Annotated in this window: 16 protein-coding genes; 6 read left to right on the top strand and 10 right to left on the bottom strand. The window is 43.4% G+C overall.

What is annotated here, in order from left to right:
• Positions 1-45: 45 nt before the first annotated feature.
• Both PSE7429_RS06030 and PSE7429_RS06025 read right to left on the bottom strand, forming a co-directional pair.
• Complete coding sequence (locus PSE7429_RS06030; protein ID WP_009626206.1) at positions 46-1002, bottom strand: AEC family transporter; 957 nt, start codon at positions 1000-1002, stop codon at positions 46-48.
• Positions 989-2824, bottom strand: a complete 1836-nt coding sequence (locus PSE7429_RS06025) for an N-acetylmuramoyl-L-alanine amidase (RefSeq protein WP_009626205.1) — start codon at positions 2822-2824, stop codon at positions 989-991. Before PSE7429_RS06025 ends, PSE7429_RS06030 begins: the two co-directional genes overlap by 14 nt.
• A 581-nt stretch (positions 2825-3405) precedes the next feature.
• Between PSE7429_RS06025 and PSE7429_RS06020 the strand changes: the two genes are divergently transcribed.
• Positions 3406-4356, top strand: coding sequence for an NAD-dependent epimerase/dehydratase family protein (locus PSE7429_RS06020; protein ID WP_040687491.1), 951 nt, complete (start codon positions 3406-3408; stop codon positions 4354-4356).
• Between the two features lie 343 nt (positions 4357-4699).
• Here the strand turns inward: PSE7429_RS06020 and PSE7429_RS06015 are convergent, their stop codons facing one another.
• From PSE7429_RS06015 to PSE7429_RS06000, 4 genes are all read right to left on the bottom strand, one after another.
• Positions 4700-5467, bottom strand: coding sequence for a hypothetical protein (locus PSE7429_RS06015; RefSeq protein ID WP_009626203.1), 768 nt, complete (start codon positions 5465-5467; stop codon positions 4700-4702).
• A 393-nt stretch (positions 5468-5860) separates the two neighbouring features.
• Positions 5861-7093 carry an HhoA/HhoB/HtrA family serine endopeptidase gene (locus PSE7429_RS06010; RefSeq protein ID WP_009626202.1) on the bottom strand — a complete coding sequence of 411 codons (1233 nt, stop codon included), beginning with the start codon at positions 7091-7093 and terminating at the stop codon, positions 5861-5863.
• A 708-nt stretch (positions 7094-7801) separates the two neighbouring features.
• The gene (locus tag PSE7429_RS06005; RefSeq protein ID WP_009626201.1) at positions 7802-8290 is read right to left on the bottom strand and encodes a zf-HC2 domain-containing protein; all 489 of its coding nucleotides are present in this window, start codon (positions 8288-8290) and stop codon (positions 7802-7804) included.
• 19 nt (positions 8291-8309) lie between these two features.
• The gene (locus PSE7429_RS06000) at positions 8310-8969 is read right to left on the bottom strand and encodes a sigma-70 family RNA polymerase sigma factor (protein WP_009626200.1); all 660 of its coding nucleotides are present in this window, start codon (positions 8967-8969) and stop codon (positions 8310-8312) included.
• Positions 8970-9257: 288 nt separating this feature from the next.
• Here PSE7429_RS06000 and PSE7429_RS26595 point away from each other — a divergent pair, with 288 nt between their 5' ends.
• Positions 9258-9419 carry a hypothetical protein gene (locus tag PSE7429_RS26595; protein ID WP_009626199.1) on the top strand — a complete coding sequence of 54 codons (162 nt, stop codon included), beginning with the start codon at positions 9258-9260 and terminating at the stop codon, positions 9417-9419.
• Positions 9420-9465: 46 nt separating this feature from the next.
• A complete protein-coding gene (locus tag PSE7429_RS05995; RefSeq protein ID WP_009626198.1) occupies positions 9466-9909 on the top strand; it encodes an RrF2 family transcriptional regulator in 444 nt (147 codons plus the stop codon).
• A gap of 73 nt (positions 9910-9982) precedes the next feature.
• Here the strand turns inward: PSE7429_RS05995 and ribH are convergent, their stop codons facing one another.
• From ribH to PSE7429_RS05985, 3 genes are all read right to left on the bottom strand, one after another.
• Entirely contained in the window at positions 9983-10465 is a 483-nt protein-coding gene (gene ribH, locus PSE7429_RS05990) for a 6,7-dimethyl-8-ribityllumazine synthase (protein ID WP_009626197.1), read from the bottom strand.
• Between the two features lie 273 nt (positions 10466-10738).
• Positions 10739-10927, bottom strand: a complete 189-nt coding sequence (psbZ, locus tag PSE7429_RS24250) for a photosystem II reaction center protein PsbZ (RefSeq protein WP_009626196.1) — start codon at positions 10925-10927, stop codon at positions 10739-10741.
• 338 nt (positions 10928-11265) lie between these two features.
• Complete coding sequence (locus PSE7429_RS05985) at positions 11266-12597, bottom strand: histidine phosphatase family protein (protein ID WP_009626195.1); 1332 nt, start codon at positions 12595-12597, stop codon at positions 11266-11268.
• 776 nt (positions 12598-13373) lie between these two features.
• Here PSE7429_RS05985 and PSE7429_RS05980 point away from each other — a divergent pair.
• Positions 13374-15647, top strand: coding sequence for an Rne/Rng family ribonuclease (locus PSE7429_RS05980; RefSeq protein ID WP_009626194.1), 2274 nt, complete (start codon positions 13374-13376; stop codon positions 15645-15647).
• Positions 15648-15827: 180 nt separating this feature from the next.
• On the opposite strand, the gene PSE7429_RS24245 is transcribed toward PSE7429_RS05980, so the two are convergent.
• Positions 15828-17582: a serine/threonine-protein kinase gene (locus PSE7429_RS24245; RefSeq protein WP_009626193.1), complete on the bottom strand. Its 1755-nt coding sequence runs from the start codon at positions 17580-17582 to the stop codon at positions 15828-15830.
• A 197-nt stretch (positions 17583-17779) separates the two neighbouring features.
• On the opposite strand from PSE7429_RS24245, the gene petC reads away from it, so the two are divergent.
• Both petC and PSE7429_RS05965 read left to right on the top strand, forming a co-directional pair.
• Positions 17780-18319 (top strand): cytochrome b6-f complex iron-sulfur subunit, encoded by a 540-nt coding sequence (gene petC / locus PSE7429_RS05970; RefSeq protein ID WP_009626191.1) that lies wholly within the window; start codon positions 17780-17782, stop codon positions 18317-18319.
• Between the two features lie 123 nt (positions 18320-18442).
• Positions 18443-19426: an apocytochrome f gene (locus PSE7429_RS05965; protein ID WP_009626190.1), complete on the top strand. Its 984-nt coding sequence runs from the start codon at positions 18443-18445 to the stop codon at positions 19424-19426.
• The last annotated feature ends 181 nt before the right edge of the window (positions 19427-19607 follow it).

Here is a 19607-nt window from a genome sequence, read left to right as displayed (position 1 = left end):
AATTTTGTCCTAACAAGACTGGCGACAGCTATAAAAAGACAAGTCCTAGCCAAAACAGATAATCCAGACGGGAAGCATAACAATTATGCCGACAAAAGAGAAGGCAATCGTGCTAATTAGTAAATCGCGATCAAGATTATAGACCTCAGCAAGAATCAGCACAGATAGCCCCGTCGGAGTTCCAGACATTAAGGTAAGAATCAAGCGGGGATCGTGGCGAAGTCCAAAGGCTGTAGCAACCAAACCAATCGCTAAAGGAACGATCGCCACCCGTAAAAAAGCCGCGATCGCCGCAGGTTTAATACTTGTCCATTGCTCGATTTTGCCCAGTCGTAAACCCACTAAGGACAGAGCAAAGGCGATCGTTACCCATACCCCCACATCCAACCCCGACTCGATCGCAGCGGGTAAAGTGATCGGGCGCGTATACCAACCGATCGCAAAAGCCCACAGACTTGGTACGGTCGCGACATCCAGCAATAGCCTCCACCAAGGGGGCTTAATCTCGCTCTTGCCAAAGTAACTAGCGATAAATACGGCAATGCCATAATTACCAGCTACATTACTGGTAATGCTATACAACACCGCCCAATCGGCATAGTTGGCACTGGTCAGGGAATTGGTCAGGGTTAATCCCACAAATCCCGTATTACCGAGCATTGTTGCCAAAATAAAGCTACCCAAACTAGAGCGATCGCTACCTTCTTGCTTAGCAAACTGCCAACCAATGAGCGCTAATAGCCAACTGATAATTAAAGAAGCGATCGCGACATAGGGAATATAGGGCGTATCCGAAAACTCCGTATGCCGTGCCAATACAAAGAGCTGCCAAGGTACTCCCACCCAATAGAGAGCCACCCCCAAAACTTTGGAAGCATTTTGGGGAGCAAATCGAGAAAATATTAAACCAACGCCTGTCCATAGTAATAAAGGGATATAGGCATCGATCAAAGCACCAAGATGGAAGCCAGACCAGAAATCGTTAAGACTATTTAGCAGCATTCAGAATCCATTCAGTAATACCATCTGCAAGGGTTGCGGCTAGTAACTTCTGCTGCTGCCGATCGACAATCCATTCAAATTCAACAGGATTGATCATAAAACCTAACTCCAAAAGCACTGACGGTGCAATTGTCGGTCTTGTCAAGGCCAAATTATTCCAATAAACACCATAATCCTGACGCTCCAGCTTTTGGGAAACATAGGTGTTAATGAACTTGGCAAAGTCTTCAGCCTGTGGGTTATACCAAAAAGCCCCCATCCCTGATGTGTTAAGGGCATCACCATCATCGGGCAATGCATTGTAATGAAGGCTGATCGATAGGGTGGGCTGCTCTTGTTCGATTTTAGTAACCCTCGTTCCCAAATCCACATCCCGATCCTCTGTTCTGGTCATCACCACATTTACGCCACGATTTTGGAGTTCGCTCTGCAATAGGGTGGCAGTAGTTAGGGTGGCATATTTCTCTGGATAGCCCGTCGGCGATCGCGCACCTAAATCCTCATTACCGCCATGCCCCGCATCTAGAAGAATTTTAACGCCCTCTAAGGGTTGGCGGTCTTTTGCTGCGGTCAAAACTGGAGGATGTTTGAGCAATAAAATCAGGTTTGTCCCTTGATAGCGAATCTGATATCCCCATTGTTGCTTGGGTTTGAGACTAAGGGTGTAGGTTACCTTATGGGAATCCGACTGTACCCAATCTAGCTTATTGATAATGGTATCGGGAGCAATGGAAATGGTATCGGTTTGGGCCGTGACATTATAAAGAGTTAGGGCAAAGGTGCGATCGCTTTGGACGATGGCGAGGGGTACAGGGATTTCTAAGGGAATCGTTACCTCTGTCCAAGCCTGATCGTGATCAATAATTCGTCTTGTATTAATACTGCGCACATTGGAATTGGCGAAGTTTTCCGCATCTTCTTCAATGGCGATCATGCTCTTTCTGACCCAGCCGCCATAATCAAGCCGCAGCCAAGCCCCTTGTTTGCCTGTGATTACCGCTTTAGTGCCTTGAGGCAAAGGAGTCAGCCTTGAGAAATCGGTACTCGCCCCCGTTCTGGCATCGGCAACGATCGCCGTTATTTTGGCAACTTGGACATTTGTGGGAGAGAGAATCTCTACCGTACCAGTAGCTTTTTCCTTAACAAAGCGATCGCCCGACCGATCCTTGAAACGCATCTCGTATTCGGGCTGACCAAGTTTACTTGCCTTTTCAAAACTGGCACAACCACGAAAATAGCCTGAGGGTGATTCTTCGGTGGCTTGGTTATTGCCCGTTAATACCGAAGAATTGGGCGGCAACTGCGTATTGCGGCGGCGGGGTAGTAAGGGAATCTCGCGATCGCCGACTCTGGCTAATACGGTCGCATTGGGCGTGGCGATCGCCTCAAAGCAAATTCTCTCGTTAGGTTGCCTAGCAATATCGACGCTAGGGAATAGAGAATCCTTGATAAAACCTATATTTTGAGGCGGTAAGGTAATACGCGACTCTCGCAGCACCTTGACATTTATCTGGCGATCTCGATTAGGATCGCCCGCCAAATTAACGTATTTAATATTAAAGTTATTTTCGCCTAACTGAAGCGGCAAACTCGGCGCAAAATGTCCAGCCTCACTGCGTTGGATTAATTTGCCATTGATGCTCACATTGCCATCTTTTGGCGCAGTCCCGATAAAAAACAGGCGATCGCTATTGGTCGTATGTTGCAATGGGGGATAGGTTAGATGCAATTGGGTGGGGGGGACGAAATTCTGAGCGCTAGTCGCGGTCACCACCAGAAAACTGAAAATCGCGATCGTCAAAATCCCTATCAGTCGCCGCATAATCTCTGTTACTTATCTAAATTAGCGATATCAAACCGTATAAATCAATCTTAACGTTATCGTGCTTGAAAACTCAGAATATATAGCTGTCGCCAGTCATATTGCTCCTTCATAATTAGGGTTGTGCGGCGGAACCGCACAACCCTAATACCAATTCCCAAAATGGCAGCACCATTTTGGGAATCTCAAAACCTGACTGGGTTTGTTTTTTAATTCACTAAAATGTTGGCTCACTTCAGTGAATTAGTACAATTATGAAGGAGCAGTGGCACTTTGCGTCACTGCTCTCTTTTCGGTTTTATCTCCTGATACACTTGGCGATAGCAATAAGTAGTTCGGCATAATTAAAAACCAAAAACAGAGAGCGTACCGCCCGCTACGCGGGCGGTACGGTTTTCTAGGTTTTAAGTTTACTTATGCTTAGCTACTTACAGCGCTTTGCGCTCAAACCCAAACCAAGGAAATTTTTAAAAGCGTTGCAAAGCAACGCTTTTAAAAATTTCCTTGTGGTTCGTTTGATCGATAATTGCTGTAACAATCAAAAATCAAGTTAAAAAATCAAGTTAAAAAATCAAATTAAAATGAAAATATTAGTCATGGGTGGTACTAGATTCATCGGTGTTTCACTGGTGAAGTTACTCGTCTCCCAAGGTCATGAAGTAACTTTATTTAATCGCGGGAAAAAGCCCTCACCCATTGCAGGACTGCGCACGATTATTGGCGATCGCACCGATCCACAGCAATTGCAAGACAAACTTAGGGGCGAATCCTTCGAGGTCATTTTTGATAACAACGGTCGCGAACTCAGTGACACTCAACCCCTTGTCGAAATTTTTCGCGATCGCCTTCAGCATTTTGTCTATATGAGTTCGGCAGGTGTATATCTCGATAGCGATATTCTGCCCTATCGCGAAACCGATGCCACCGATCCCAAAAGTCGTCATAAGGGCAAACTTGACACGGAATCCTATCTGCAACAGTTGCACTCTGAAAATGGATTTCCCTACACTTCGATTCGCCCGACCTATATCTATGGTCCTCAAAATTACAATGATGTGGAAGCTTGGTTTTTCGATCGCATTGTCCGTGATCGCCCTATTCCCATTCCTGGTAACGGGCAATTTATTACTCAACTCGGTCATGTTGAGGATCTCGCGAGGGCAATGGCAGCAGTATTAGGCAATCAACAAGCGATCGGCGAAATTTATAATATTTCCGATAACCGTTACGTTACCTTTGTCGGGCTTGCTAAACAATGTGCGATCGCTGCTGGTAAAGATCCCAGTCAACTCAATTTTGTATATTACAATCCTAAGGATTTTGACTTTGGCAAAAAGAAAGCCTTTCCCTTTCGCTTGCAACATTTCTTTGCGGCGATCGCCAAAGCCAATCAAGACTTACAATGGCAACCAAAATACGATCTCGTATCTGGTTTAACAACTTCCTTTGAACTAGACTATCTTCCCTCTAACCGTCATCAAGCGGATATAGATTTTGCAACGGATGCACAAATTTTAGATAGCGCCAAATAATACCAAAGCTCAAAATGGCGTAGCCATTTTGAGCTTTGAGAACCCTTACTGGGGTTGGTTTTTAATTCACAAAAGTGTTGTCACACTTTCGTGAATTGGTATTACTTAAATAATCTTAAATAATCTCGCAATTGTTGATATTTATACCGCTATTATTGTGTTTTTTTATAATCAAAAAGATAAAAATACTACTTTGCGATATTACTAATTTTACCCCATCAATTTGTATAGATATTTCCAAGTGTACAAGGGCATAAAGCCCCAAAATTAATTGGCGGTGCTTCGCGCCGCTAATTAATTTTGGGGCTTTGATTTGTTCTAAGTTAATAGACTGTAGCTATAATTAGGCACTCTTAAAAAAACGAATAATTTCCCTGACATGCTCTAAAAATTGACTATCAGTGCTTAATTGCGCGATCGCTTGTCTGGATTCGCGAACTAAACGTTCGTGGTCGCTATTGTTTGTAGCCCGTAGATCCTCTATGTTAGCAACTAGTTTCGATAAATCTTTACGGGTCTCATCGGCAAACTGTTCGTACTTGGACACCCATGAATAGGGATTGTCTGTATTCAGTTGTGTATTAATTTGGCGCACCAGTTCTTCTAAAGTAGCAAAACGCTGGCGTAACTCCATTATATCTTCTTGCGGATAGTCAATTTGTTGCAAAATTGCCCGCAACCTTTGCGATATGTATTCATAGGCGCTAATAGCAGGTCTTAATATTGTTAATAACAGTGCGGCGATCGCCCCAATATAACCGATCGTGCCCACCCCAGTGGCAGCTAATACATAGAGGACGATCGCCGAAATGAGATGCAATCCCAAGGCTATCCCCAAGGATCTCTGCGCTAGCGATCGGACATAGGGTAATTGGTTTTCATCAACATTAACCCCTCTTTCCTTAGAGATTTTTGCGCGATCGAGTACCGATCTAGACTGGAAGTAAATATTCCAAGGTACGGTAACAATAATAATCAACCAGACAAAAATACTTGCCGCAATTACCCAATCCACAAAATTACCAAAGGGTAAATTGAACCACTGCGTCAGTCCAAATCCTGCAAAAGATAGCAGCAGCAAAGTGACAAGCCAACCAAAAAATTTACTCATAGGAATGATCTAAATAAAGTAAAGGATCTCGTCTCACATTCCTTTTATACCAATTCACGAAAGTGTGACAACACTTTTGTGAATTGGTTAGAATTGGTTAAGTAGCTAGGCATAAGTAAACTTAAAACCTAGAAGAGCATACCGCCCGCATAGCGGGCGGTATGCTCTCTGGTTTTGTTTTTTAGTCATGCCGAACTACTTATAAACCCCAAGAGAGGGTTGCTGCGCGGAGCGCGGCAACCCTCTTTTGGGGTTTAATTTTGTTCTAACAATACTGGTGGCGTGCAAGCAAGTTATCTCTTGGGTTGCTACGGCTAAGAATTAGGCATAATTAAAAACTAAGCCAAAGACTTATGACGCATAAGCAGCTAGTGCCATAAGTCTTTTACCTAGCTAGTTAGGAAACTTTTGAGGGAATTGAGCGGCTTCAACATTTAACGCTACTACCTGACCGTTTCGCTTAACTTCCATCCGAATTTTGTCGCCTACTGCCCGATCCTCTACTAGTTGTGTAACTTGTTCGGCTGTTAAGATTTCTTTGTCATCAAACTTAACAATTACATCACCTCGCTTGGCTCCTGCCAATGCTGCTGGAGAGTTATCAACGACTCTAGTAATCAGAACACCTTTATCGTCAGAAATTTTGACACCAAAATCTTTGTCTTGATTCACTTGACTCTTTACATTCGCATCAACCGTAACCATTTGAATGCCGAGATAAGCTCGGGTCACTTTACCACTTTGGATCAGTTGCTTGGAAATGCGTTGAGCAGTTTCAATTGGAATTGCAAACCCCAATCCCTGCGCGCCTTGGATAATTGCTGTATTTACACCAATAACTTCGCCATTCTGGTTAAGTAATGGTCCGCCAGAATTACCAGGATTAATTGCGGCATCTGTTTGGATAAAACTAACGCGCTTATCTACTCCGATTTGTCCGCTATTGCGACCGATCGCACTGACGATCCCCGCAGTTACAGTATTGTCTAAACCTAGAGGGTTGCCGATCGCAATCGCCCAGTCTCCAGGTTGTAAGCTTACAGAACTACCAAGACTTACAACAGGCAAATTATCTGCCTTAACTTGAACTACAGCTACATCGGTAAGCTCGTCGCTACCAATTACTTTACCCTCAATCTGGCGACCATCCTTAAGGACGACAGTAACTTTGTCTGCGCCACTTACAACATGGGCATTTGTGATAATGTCGCCTTCCTTATTGATGATAAAGCCAGATCCTGTGCCACGTTCTACCCGTTCTTTTGGTAAGCGTTGCAATTGGTCACCAAAGAACTGGCGAAACATGGGATCTTCTAAAAATGCTTCGGGTATTTGTTGGGTATTAGCAACAGTGCGAGATGCGTTAATTCTGACAACGGCGGGACCAGTGCGATTAACTGCATCCACAATATAATTACGGGGGACTGAGATCCCTTTATTCTTATCACTGTCCTGCGCAATTGCTGGCGATATCGAAGCAACCTGTGTTACGGGAGTAACCACTGTTGTATTGGGAGATCTCACTCCTGACACAACTGCCCATGCTCCTAAAATCACACCTAACAAAAGCATCGAAGCATAAATCAGAGGTTGCTTGTAACGAGATTTTTTGTTTGAGTCTCTCATATCTATGTTCCGCGACCAATAATATCTGTATTCTACAAAAGATTTTCTATCATGTTAATCTTTGCTGTTAGACGGTTTACCGTCACATTTTCATTAGACCTAATTCTAACAAAAAACACATCACCCATCAGAATCGAATTAACCATTGATTGATAGCAGAAGTACCCAATTTGGGAAGGCAAAAAAAATTGCAATCTCGCACAAACTTAGAAATCCACAAGTGATTTAAGCAGCTCAGCCTAATTGGACTTAAAACCTAGAAGAGCCTACCAATCAATGTGTGGTCGGTAGGCTCTTCTAGGTTTTTCTTCTCAACTATATCGAACTACCTACGATTGCTATAGAGCTATACCAGTTTTACTTAAGATATAAAACCCAAAATATAGAAAATATAGATTGCTATAAGAAGCAGCTCCATCCATCTTTTAAGGTTTTATTTGTCCCAACTAAATAATAATTAACTGAAGTGAGTCAACACTTCAATGAATTAAAAAATAAATCCAGTAAGGTTTTGAGATTCCAAAGCATAATTAAAATCCAGATCTAAAATCTGTGGCGCACGCGCAGAGTGCGCCGCAGGTTTTAGGATTTTATATTTAATTAAGCCCACTTACTTAGTCGAATGTTGGAAAATTCTTGGCAATCAACTCAATATGTAAATCGAATTTATTCTCTTCTTTACAAGGGTACAACTACAAACCTTTGCTTTTATTTGGAACTCTTCGACTTAGGCAAGGGAACGAGCGGATCTTCCATTGCAATAATAATGGGTTCGTCTTTTACCTGTGCAGGAGTCTTGATGCTGTTTGCCACTGGGCTAAATTGAGGATTAGAGTTGAAGGTAAACATCGATCCAAATACACCGACTATTGCCGCAACTGATATACCAATACCAGCTAACTTCCATTTGCGGCGCTGCGATCGCTTGTCAATTTCAGCAAAGACGCGATTAATCATTACATCTGTTTCTTTTTTCACAGATGAATGGGCGGCAACGGGGACAGGTAAATCAATTAACAATTGTCGTAGCTTTAGTTGTTGCTGATAAAGACGACGAAAATCAACATCCTCAGCAAGCCATTGTTCAACTAACTGCTCTTCCGCTTCAGTTACTTCGCCATCTATATATGCACTTAGTAACTCAAAGCGCTCCTCGGGAATAATCATAGAACTATTAAAAATTTGGTTAGCACTCATAACTTCAATACACCCCTCGTTACATATTAGACAGATAGGGTTGTAATTGCGCCTGTAACTTCAATCTTGCTCTAGCAATGCGTGATTTTACTGTACCAAGCGATACACCAGTTATCTCTGAAATTTCTTCATAGGATAAACCTTGGATTTCCCTGAGAACAATAGTTTCACGGAAGCTAGAAGGTAAATCTTGAATGGCTCGACGCAGTTCTTCATAAAACTCCTGCGTAGACATATTTTCAATGGGACTGGGGGCGGCACTGGGCAAGTCCCAGCTCATTTCATCTCCATCACCAGACATAAATGGTGCATCAAGCGAAACCGAACTGCCAACCCGTTTGCGTTTGCGTAATTCGTCATAAAACAAATTAGTGGCAATCCGACTGAGCCAACCACGAAATTTTTCTGGCTCTTGCAAACGCTTGATATTTCGATAAACGCGTAACCAAACTTCTTGAGCGAGATCGGCGCGATCTTGCCAGTCGGGAGCGAGCTTATACAAAACTTGATCGACGTAGGATTGATTACGCCGCATAAGTTCTGCAAACGCAGACCTATTAGTTTGCGCTTCTGTTTGGCACATTTGCACCAATTCAACGATGGGGAGCTTATCAACGGACACGGGGTTGGAGGGTGCGTACACTCCGATGCTGTTTGACCAAGATAGGCTGTAGCTCATCAATTACTCGCTCCTACTGGACTTAAATCTGCACTAGACTGCAATAGTCTGTGTCTTCTGTATTCAAGTGTTAGGACGAAGAATGAAAAAGTTTGTTCCTATCAAAATAGAGCTTGACTCGATATATAGCTTAAGCTTGCTAAGGCAAAGTTTTTAGATTTTAACTAAATTAGCTGAATATCGATACTAAAGATATTTCAAGAGGGATAATAGCAGTTAGTTTGTGTATTTTTGCTAATTCATAGATTTCCTTAGATTTTCGATCTGTTTTTTTACTTAAAGTTACTTATGCAGCGATCGCAGTGGATATCGGTTTTTACGGGCGTTGTCGCCGTAATTTTGGGTTTAGGGTACTTGGTTCTGGTACAGGTACTAGATTGGCGCGGTGGCGAGATGTTGCCCGCTCCTGTCGATTTGTCTTCAGCTATTCAGGAATTTTGGCAATCATAAGTAGAGAAAGATCTTTGCCCCTTCTCTGTTTGCAGGTTGGGAACCGATGAAACTAACCAGAAAAGGTCATTACAGTGTGAAAGCGATGCTCGATCTGGTGGTTTGGGCAAAACGCAAACCAGCTTCGGTTCGCGAAATTAGCGATCGCCAATCTATTCCTGCACCATATTTAGAAAAAATCCTGATATCCTTACGGCAAGCTGATTTAGTCGAATCCGTACGGGGTGTTCAAGGTGGTTATAGATTAAAGCGATCGCCTAAACATATTTCCCTAGGCGAAATTTTAACTGCCGTAGGCGAAGATACCTATCCCCTGCCTAGGCTAAAGCCACAGGAAAAACTTGCTTCCGATTGGGTGACCTTTGCACTTTGGCAACGACTGGATCGCAAGCTAAAGGATGCCCTCTATAGCATTTGTTTAGAAGACTTGTATTACGATGCCCGCAGTTGGCAGGCCTCGCAAGGACAAAGTGCGGGATTTATTATTTAGAAAAATTGGCAATCCAGAAATTAAGCGAGGTGGCGCTTTGCGCCACCTCGCTTAATTTCTGGATTGCGGCAAATTACTTTGCCCGAATCTGGCGCATGAGGTTTGCCATCTCGATCGCACCCATGCCAAATTCCCAGCCTTTATTACTTTTAACGCCTGCCCTTTCCAAAGCCTGCTGCATCGTGTCAGTGGTCAATACCCCAAAAATAATTGGTACACCCGTCTGGAAAGAAGCCGCTGCGACACCCTTAGATACCTCGTTTGCCACATAGTCAAAATGGGGCGTATCACCACGGATGACCGCTCCAAGACAAATGATTGCGTCATATCGTCCTGAAGTAGCTAATTCTTTTGCCACCATTGAGATTTCGAGACTGCCAGGTACCCATGCATAATCAACTTGGCTGCCAGTCTCAGATACATCCACACCATGACGTAGCAGTGAGTCTTGGCATCCTTGGAGGAGCTTACCGACGATCAGGTCATTAAATCGGGCGACCACGATCGCAAAGCGCAGACTATCAGTATTGGTAAAGCTACCTTCAAAAACCGCCATAAATTATTCTTAACTTTTATATTCTTAAATATATTCTTAAATTTTGTTCTTGTTTATTCCTATACCAATTCACGAAAGTGTGACAACACTTTTGTGAATTAAAAACTAAACCTAGTAGGGGTTTTCAAGTTAAGAGATGACGTAGCCATTTCTTAACTTGGCATTAAACTTTAAATAAGAACAAAATAATCGAGCGAACTAAAAGCTATCAAAAGCCTGATTAAAAAACCTTTGATAACTTTTGGGTATTCTTTTGGATGCGCTTAGCTATGACTAGGCGACAAAAGCATTCAAAATGCCGATGACAATTACGAACGCCAACCAAATAAGAGAACCAAGAAATAACAGTGGCTTGCTTTGATTCCAAGAGCTGGGAGAAGCGTAAGCGACAGGTACGCCAATCACGAGAACAAAGGAAAACAGTACAAAAGCTGCCAATAAAAGTTGGAATAGAATAGTCACTTTATTTAAACTCCGAATACTAAAACAAGATACTAAGACAAATCCTTTACACCAAATTAGCAGAAAATGCGTCTCTCGACAGTTTGACAGAAACGACGCTTAGATGAGGCTTATAAGTAGATAGGCATAATTTAAGAAGAGATTCAAAGCCTGTGGCTCAAGCGCAGCGAGCACCACAGGCTTTGAGATTTTATATTTAAATGTGCTTAGCTACTTATAATCGCTTTCTCAAAATTTTAGCGGGTAACGATTTGCTAATACTTTAACAAATCACGAAAAACAAATCACGAAAAACATTTCTCTGCGGGCTTTTGGATTTTTGGGGATTTTAGAGGATTTTAGAGAGCACCTGCGGCCGTGCGATCTAGCACTCCCTCAGATAGGTGAGTCGTAATATTTCCAGATTGTAGAATAGGACGATTCTTTGCGCCTTGAGGATAATCAATCACGCTGACACCGCCATTGCCCTGCTTAAATACCCAAAATTGTTCGGGCGTAAAATCAAATAATAAGCAAAGAATTGCCTTATTGACGGCATCATGGGCGACAACTAAAGCGGTTTCTCCCGCGGGGACTGATTCGACAATTTTTTGCCAGATGAGCGCTACCCTTTCCCAAACCTGTTGTAAATTTTCACCTTCAGGCATTTGGACAGTTTCGGGTTGGGACTGCCAGAGTGCGAGTTGCCCCGCAAATTCCGCTTCGATTTCATGCTCGAACTTGCCTTCCCAGAGCCCGTGGGAGATTTCCTTAAGTTCGTCAAATAGTTCGAGTTTAATGTTTGGGTGTTTGCTTAAAATCTCTAAAGCTGTGTCTTTAGGTCTCAACATGGGACTACTAAAGGCTTTATCAATTTTTGTATTTGCCAAAAATTCACTAGCTCGTCGAGCTTGGGCATGACCATTATTGTTGAGGGGGACATCAATTTGTCCTTGAAAACGTTTTTGGCGATTCCATTCAGTTTCACCATGACGCACCAATAATAGGCGTGGACCGTTGTGATTTTTCTTGACGGGGGGCAAGGGTGAGCCAGAAATATCCGCGAGATGGCTCGCGAGATTCAGGGATTCCAACTGTACGCCTTCGACTAGGCTAGAGCCTTGGAAATTTAAGACCGTAATCGCGCAGTTGACCTGTTGAATATTGTGATAAAGACGGACGGGAATGCCGATCGCCGAGCAGATCAATGCTCGATTGATACCACTATGCCCCACTAATAGAATCGTTTTATCTTGATGTTTGGGCAATATCTCTGCCCATAGTCCCTTGGCTTGCTCGAATAGATCGAGAATGGGATAGCGATCGCCTAGTTGAAATGTTTCTGGGGCATTTTGCCAGCGATCGTATTTCTCAGGGAACTGCTCTTTTACCTCACTAGCGATCATCGACTCCCACTCGCTGAGATCGATTTCCAGTAAACCATCTGCTGTAATTAACTCTGGAGGATTAAAATTTTCAGCCAAAATAATCTTGGCAGTATTTCGGGCGCGGACAAGGGGACTTGCATAGGCAACATCAATATTAAGATTTGCTAGAGCCTTACCCGCTAGTTTGGCTTGCTGCTTGCCCTTATCGGTCAGAACCGACTGCAATTCTGGGCGATCGTAATTACCGCGTCCTTGAATTTTACTTAGGATATTGAAATTACTTTCGCCGTGACGGACGATCACTACTCGCGTACTCAGAAACTTACCCTCGTTTTCTTTATGGCATTTTTAGGCATTTTTAGTAAGCGATCTGCTGGTAGCTAGGCATAATTAAATACATAATTAAATACATAATTAAATATAAAACCCCAAAAGCTGCGGTGCAGCTTTTGAATCTGGTGAATCTGGTTGTTAATTAGGCTTCGCTACTTACTTCAGAATCCCTTACACATTTAATATTAAAACACTATTAAGAAAATGTAACGCTCAACGCTGCGCTATAATACTACGATAGGCTTAAGCTGGCTGTTAGCTAAAACGCATCTAGCTGCTAGTTAAGCGCATTGAGCTTACTCACCATAATCATAAACTTGAACTATCAAGTACGCTGTTTTACTTACAGGCTGAATGCTGTAGGCAAATGGTGTAAGCACCTTTTAGATAGTCTAAATAAACGCCAGTCTAAGAAGTAACTTAATTCTTTTAACGAAACCCCACCAATTTTCCATACAAAGCAATATGCCTTGTTATCGTGATGTCAGAGCAGACACAGCGACTGGTTACTAGCTCGGTACATAGCTAAGTAGCTGGTTGACGATCTAGGTAGCTTGCGATTGAAATTTTTTTCTTGTTTTCGTTATTGGTACGTTCTGTTTTGAAGCCCCTGCGACTCCTTGAGTATGTGGATAAAGGGTTTGAAAGATATTTTTTAATATTTTTTTATACGAAGTATAGAAAAAATATTTTTCAAGTGTTCTTAGGCTGGCTCTTTTGAATCGAAGAAATTCTGAGGAAATTGAATGCCAAAGCAAATAATTATTGCCGAGCAGTATCGAATTGCTGCTGTTTTTAGCGAAGATCAAATTGAAGAAATTGTTGTTGCCGCAGGAACTCATCAAGTTGGGGATGTTTACTTGGGCGTTGTCGAAAATGTTTTAACAAGTATCGATGCGGCGTTTGTGAATATTGGCGATGGCGATCGCAATGGTTTTATCCATATCACCGACCTTGGTCCTTTAAAAATGCGGCGATCGTCTGGTTCGATCAGCGATCTGGTCGTTCCTCAACAGCGTGTACTCGTGCAGGTCATGAAGGAGCCCACGGGAAATAAAGGTCCTCGTTTAACAGGAAATATTTCGCTACCTGGTCGTTATGTTGTGCTATTGCCCTTTGGAAGGGGGGTAAATCTATCGAGGCGCATTCGTAGTGAAGCCGAACGCAATCGTCTTCGAGCCCTAGCGATTTTGGTCAAGCCTGCGGGCATGGGGATTTTGGTGCGTACTGAGGCGGATGGAATGCCAGAGGAGCAGATTATTGAAGATCTCGATAATTTGCAACGTCAGTGGGAAGGTATTCAACAGGATGTGGCAACTACCCGCCAGCCCACTTTGTTAGATCGCGAACGCGACTTTGTCCAAAGGGTGTTACGAGACTTATACAGTACTGAAGTAAATCGGATTGTGACCGATACTAATGATGGCTTGCGCCGCATCAAGCAACATTTACTGGGCTGGGGCGATGGCAAAATCCCTAACGGTTTGATGTTGGATCATCATCGTGAACGCACGCCAATTTTAGAATATTTTCGGGTAAATGCAGGTATTCGTGAAGCCCTCAAGCCGAGGGTAGATTTGCCTAGTGGCGGCTATATCATCATCGAGCCCACTGAAGCTTTAACCGTAATTGATGTTAACTCTGGCTCTTTTACCAAGTCCCAAACTTCAAGGGAGACGGTGTTATGGACAAATTGTGAGGCGGCGGTAGAAATTGCCCGTCAAATCCGTCTGCGCAATATTGCTGGTGTAATTGTGGTGGATTTCATCGATATGGATACCCGTCGCGATCAATTGCAATTGCTCGAACATTTCAATAAGGCGTTGCGATCGGATAAGTCCCGTCCGCAAATTGCGCAACTTACAGAGTTAGGGCTTGTCGAGCTTACCCGTAAGCGTCAAGGACAAAGTATTTATGAATTGTTTGGTCGTCCTTGCTCGACCTGTGGTGGGCTCGGACATTTGATGCATTTACCCGGGGAAGCAGCGGGACAACCTGTTGACGCAACATCACGGACTTGGGAATCAAAGCAATCGAATCAACTCGATTTTACCTCCGAGTATGAAGATGGGGATTCGGAGTTGGGTGGCGGACTGGAGCCAAATTTGGTGAACCATCCCAGTTATCAGGAGCGGGGCAATCTACGCCGACGTGGCAAAAGGGCAATGCTTAATAAGGATTTGCGGGAATCCCGCGAGGCTGAAAAAGCTCCCCCCGTCGATGTGCGATCGCGTTTTGAGCCAAGGGTTGAAATTCAAGCTGAGCCAAGGTTTGAGCCAAGGGTTGAGCCAAGAATTGAGCCAAGGATCGAGCGCGATGTTGCGGCTGAGCGGGCAGTTCCGACTAAAATCTCTCTGCCCAATATTGCGGCAAACGCTTTGCCGTCTAAGGCGATCGTCGAGCCTAGCGAAGAATTGGTCGAGGTAACTGATGTAGCCCCCATCCCAGTTCCTGAAAATTTACCTGAACGTCCTAATAAGCGCGAAATTCGTACCAAGGTGGTGGAGCCACCCGAAGTGATCGTGGTGGAGATGACTGAGGAAGAGCAGGACGTTTATTCGCTAATTGGGATCTCTCCTCTCGTACTTGTTGATCGCGAAGTTAAAGACCCCCGCAATGTGATTGTGACAGTGGCTTTACCTGGGCAAGCGCCCAAGATTGCCAACAATATGAGTAATTTGCGATCCAATGCAGAATCTAATGCAAGGGCGGGGTTTGACGCAAATCCAGAGTCAAACCATACGACAGAAGAGGAAACCTTATCGGAAAGCTTTGAAGTGCAAGCCACTACAGAACTGTCGGATGAAATTGCGATCGATCCAGTGGTTAGCCCTACCAAGGTTAATGGTAGTTCTAGCGGTGTAATCTTGAGGGTGAATCGAGCTAAGCCCTTAGATGCAACTGATGGCGATGAAGGTAATGATTTAAAGACAGAATTTTCGGAAACAAGTAAGGAGTTTGTGCCGATCCAATCTCCTGAGGCTTCCCGTCGCAAACGTTCTTCTGCTGCCCAGCCATAAAAAAAACGGCGCTAAGCGCCGTTTTTTTAGCTAATACCAAAGCTCAAAATGGCGTAGCCATTTTGAGCTTTGAAAACCCTTACTAACGTGAGTTCGGGATAAAGGGTTTGCTACGTAAACCCTTTATCAAAACCCAAAAGGAAAAGCCTTGCTACGCAAGGCTTTTCCTTTTGAAGTTGGTTAAAAAACGAGATCGACTTCTAATTTTTTTAAATTAATTGCATACAGCATACAGCCAGATATATTGGCAATGGCGATCGCTAATAGGTGAATATCAATGGGGGCGATCGCCGTTACTTCCCCATCAATAATCAAATTATTAATATTATTCCCACGCAGATCTAACAATATTAAGATCGTTTGATACTCATTGTATTTCGCCGTAATTGCATATCCCCAAGGTGTTGCCACGAGAATTAAGGCTTCATACTGCAAAGGAATCCGCATCAAGCGATAGGGTTTAAGATCTAGCAGCAACAAATTTCTACGGTTATCTGCCTCCAATAAAAGGACACGATCTCCAGTAAATGTGGCAATCCCCGCAGCAATAGCTACGGGTAAGGATAATCGATACATAATATTGCAACGCCGCGAGATCACAATCGCACGGCTTTCGTTAGTTTCAGTTTTATTCGCGATCGCTAACAAGTGATGCCGATCGATGGCGATGATGCAACTCAAGTCTCTCGAGGCAAACTCCAGACGCATGGCTCTACCGTAAACCAAATTTCGTATTTCGAGCTGTTTACCCGTAGATACCGCAAACCAATCGCCATAGGGGGAAATTGCCCATTTAAAAGTTTGGTCTAAAGGCTGGGATGATTGGTATAAAGATTTGGGAATGCCCCGAACGAACTGGTAAATAGAGCGTCTAGTGATCGCAAATAAGGTCTTCCTTACAAAAGCGATCGCCTCAATTGCTTGTTCGGATTTAGCAATCTGTTCTGTTTTATCTAAGGACAGACTATGACCATGCAAAAGAAACTTAGAAGCGCTATAAAAGCGAGATTTTTCCGCGCCGACGATGCCAATAATGCTTTCAGGCGTATTGCTTTGATCGAAATGGGGCGCTTTTTTGGAAAAGAGAATTTGGGTAGCCTTTTCTTGCTCGCCTCCCGTTTGAAACTGGCTAAAGTCTTCAGATTGCAATGTTCCTAATAAATCTAGCCGCATTTCATGCGCCGAACTATATCGCCGCTGCGGTAACTTTTCGAGGGAGCGCAAGATAATTGTTTGTAGCGATCGGGGCAAACTATTAGGGATGACTACTCTCTGGTTGAGATGGGCATTCATCAACTCCGTCGGCATTCCTGAAAAAGGGCGACTACCCACTAACAGCTCATACAAAATAATGCCGACCGCATAAATATCCGAACCAACGGAGAACTGACCGTAGAATCTTTCTGGAGCCATATATCCAGGAGAACCCGTATTACTAGCATCGGCAACAGTTTCTTGGCTGAGACGGGCAATCCCAAAATCAGAAAGCTTGGCTTGCCATCCCCGATCCGTAATTTTCAGGAGAACATTTTCGGGCTTAATATCGCAATGGATAATATTTGCCGCATGGGCATGTTCTAAACCCAACAAAATATCGCTTATGAGGTCAAAACATTGTTTTACCGTAAGTGACTTTGTGTGATTGATCAAATCTCGCAAAGTCCCCCCTTCACAATATTCCATGACTAAATAGCGATAATTTTGATGGTGGACAAGGGCAGTACAGGCAACAATATTTTCATGCTGGAGAGTTAGTAGAAAACGGAGCTCCCTCAAAAGCTTACTGGTCGGAAATCGTTTATGCTCCAATTCTTTGAGGGCTACCAGTTTGCCTGTATCTCGTATCCGCGCACATAAAACCTTACCAAATTGCCCTCTACCAACCAAGCCTAGGATCCGATATTTAGAGAACTGCGTGGTAGATTTTTCATTCATAACTAGCAAAAACGAGTCCGAAAAATATCAGTATCACTTAACCTCACCTCACGTTAACTTTAGCAGTACTAATTGAAATCATGTTGCTTAACATTTCGTTGCAAAACAACTAGAGAGAAGTCCGAGGATTGTCGATATCATGGTAGGAAGTGATATATAAAACGTAATATTTCTCAGCCAAATCCTTATTCAAATTTATGAGTCAAGCTTCTACATCCGCCGATGTCCCTAGCATGGGTCGTCGCCAATTCATGAACCTCATTTTAGGAGGTTCTGCTGCCGTCACTGCTCTTGGGGCAATTTATCCTGTAGCTGCCTATTTTGTACCACCTTCCCGTGGTGGTGCAGGTGGTGGTGTTGCGGCAAAAGATGCTCTGGGTAATGATGTAATTGCTTCTAAATTTTTGGCAGATCATCAAGCAGGCGATCGTGTACTTGCGCAAGGACTCAAAGGCGATCCTACCTATATTGTTGTTAATGACAACAAAGAAATTGCTTCCTATGGACTAAACGCAGTTTGTACTCATCTTGGCTGTGTTGTACCTTGGAATGTTGCCGAAAACAAATTTATGTGTCCCTGTCATGGATCTCAGTACAACGCTGAAGGTAAAGTTGTACGTGGTCCTGCACCACTATCCCTTGCCCTTGCCCATGCAACGGTTGCCGATGATGTTGTGCAATTTAGCACTTGGACTGAAACTGATTTCCGCACCAATGAAGCGCCTTGGTGGTCTTAAGAAAAATATTTTCTCGAAATCTCGCAATCCCAAATTTGCAATCCCAAATTTGCAATCCCAAATATTGCCAAAATACTGCCAAATATTGGCTAGCCAGTCTTTAAATCACATTTGAACTCATACATGAAAAAAGCTTTGTTCCGTGTCAACCGTTTGATTGTGGGAATCAGTCTATGTGTCCTCACAAGCTTAACGCTTCTATTTGGCGTTAATATTCAGTCAGCTCAGGCATATCCTTATTTTGCCCAAGAAGCTTACAAAAATCCTCGTGAAGCCACTGGTCGTATCGTTTGTGCCAACTGTCACCTAGCCCAAAAAGGCATTGAGCTTGAGCTACCTCAAGCCGTTCTCCCCGACTCGGTATTTGAAGCTGTCGTTAAACTCCCCTACGACCATACCCAGCAGCAAGTTAGTGCTGATGGCAGCAAAACAGGCTTGAATGTAGGTGCAGTTTTAGTACTCCCTGAAGGTTTCAAGATTGCTCCTGAAGAGCGTTTGTCTGAAGAGCTTAAGGAAAAAACCAAGGATATCTACTACCAACCCTATAGCGACACTCAAGAAAATATTGTCCTCGTAGGTCCTGTCTCTGGTGATGAGTATTCCGAAATTGTGTTCCCAGTTCTTTCCCCCGATCCTGCTAAGGACAAGAATATTCACTTCTTGAAATATGCCGTTCATGCTGGCGGTAATCGCGGTCGCGGTCAAGTTTATCCTACGGGTGAAAAGAGCAATAACAATGAATACAACTCTACTGTTCCTGGTTTAGTTACCCAGATCAGCCCGATCGCACCAAATGAAGATGAAGGTATCTATGGTGGCTATGAAATCTCGATCCAGACTACCGATGGTAGCATTGCCGTTGAGAAGGTTCCTGCTGGTGCTCAGCTAGTTGTCGAGCCTGGTAGTGAAGTTAAGGTTGGTTCGCCTCTAACTACCAATCCTAATGTTGGTGGCTTTGGTCAACATGATGGTGAAATCGTACTGCAAGATCCTCGTCGCATTCAATGGCTACTAGCATTCTTTGCTTCTGTAATCGTTACCCAAATTTTGTTGGTACTGAAGAAGAAGCAAGTCGAAAAAGTCCAAGCTGTTGAAATGAATTTCTAAGTAAAGAAAAATCATCAATAAAAAAGAAGAAATTAGCATTGCTAATTTCTTCTTTTTTATTGAGTGGCTATAGCTATAGCAATGCTTTATTTATACCAAGTTAAGAAATGGTGTAGCCATTTCTTAACTTGAAAACCCTTACTAGGTTTAGTTTTTACAGCAATTATCGATCAAACGAACC

It is taken from the genome of Pseudanabaena biceps PCC 7429 (assembly GCF_000332215.1).
Classification (GTDB): domain Bacteria; phylum Cyanobacteriota; class Cyanobacteriia; order Pseudanabaenales; family Pseudanabaenaceae; genus Pseudanabaena; species Pseudanabaena biceps.
The sequence above is the reverse complement of the archived record's forward strand: the minus strand, read 5'-3'. Positions and strand labels throughout refer to the sequence as shown.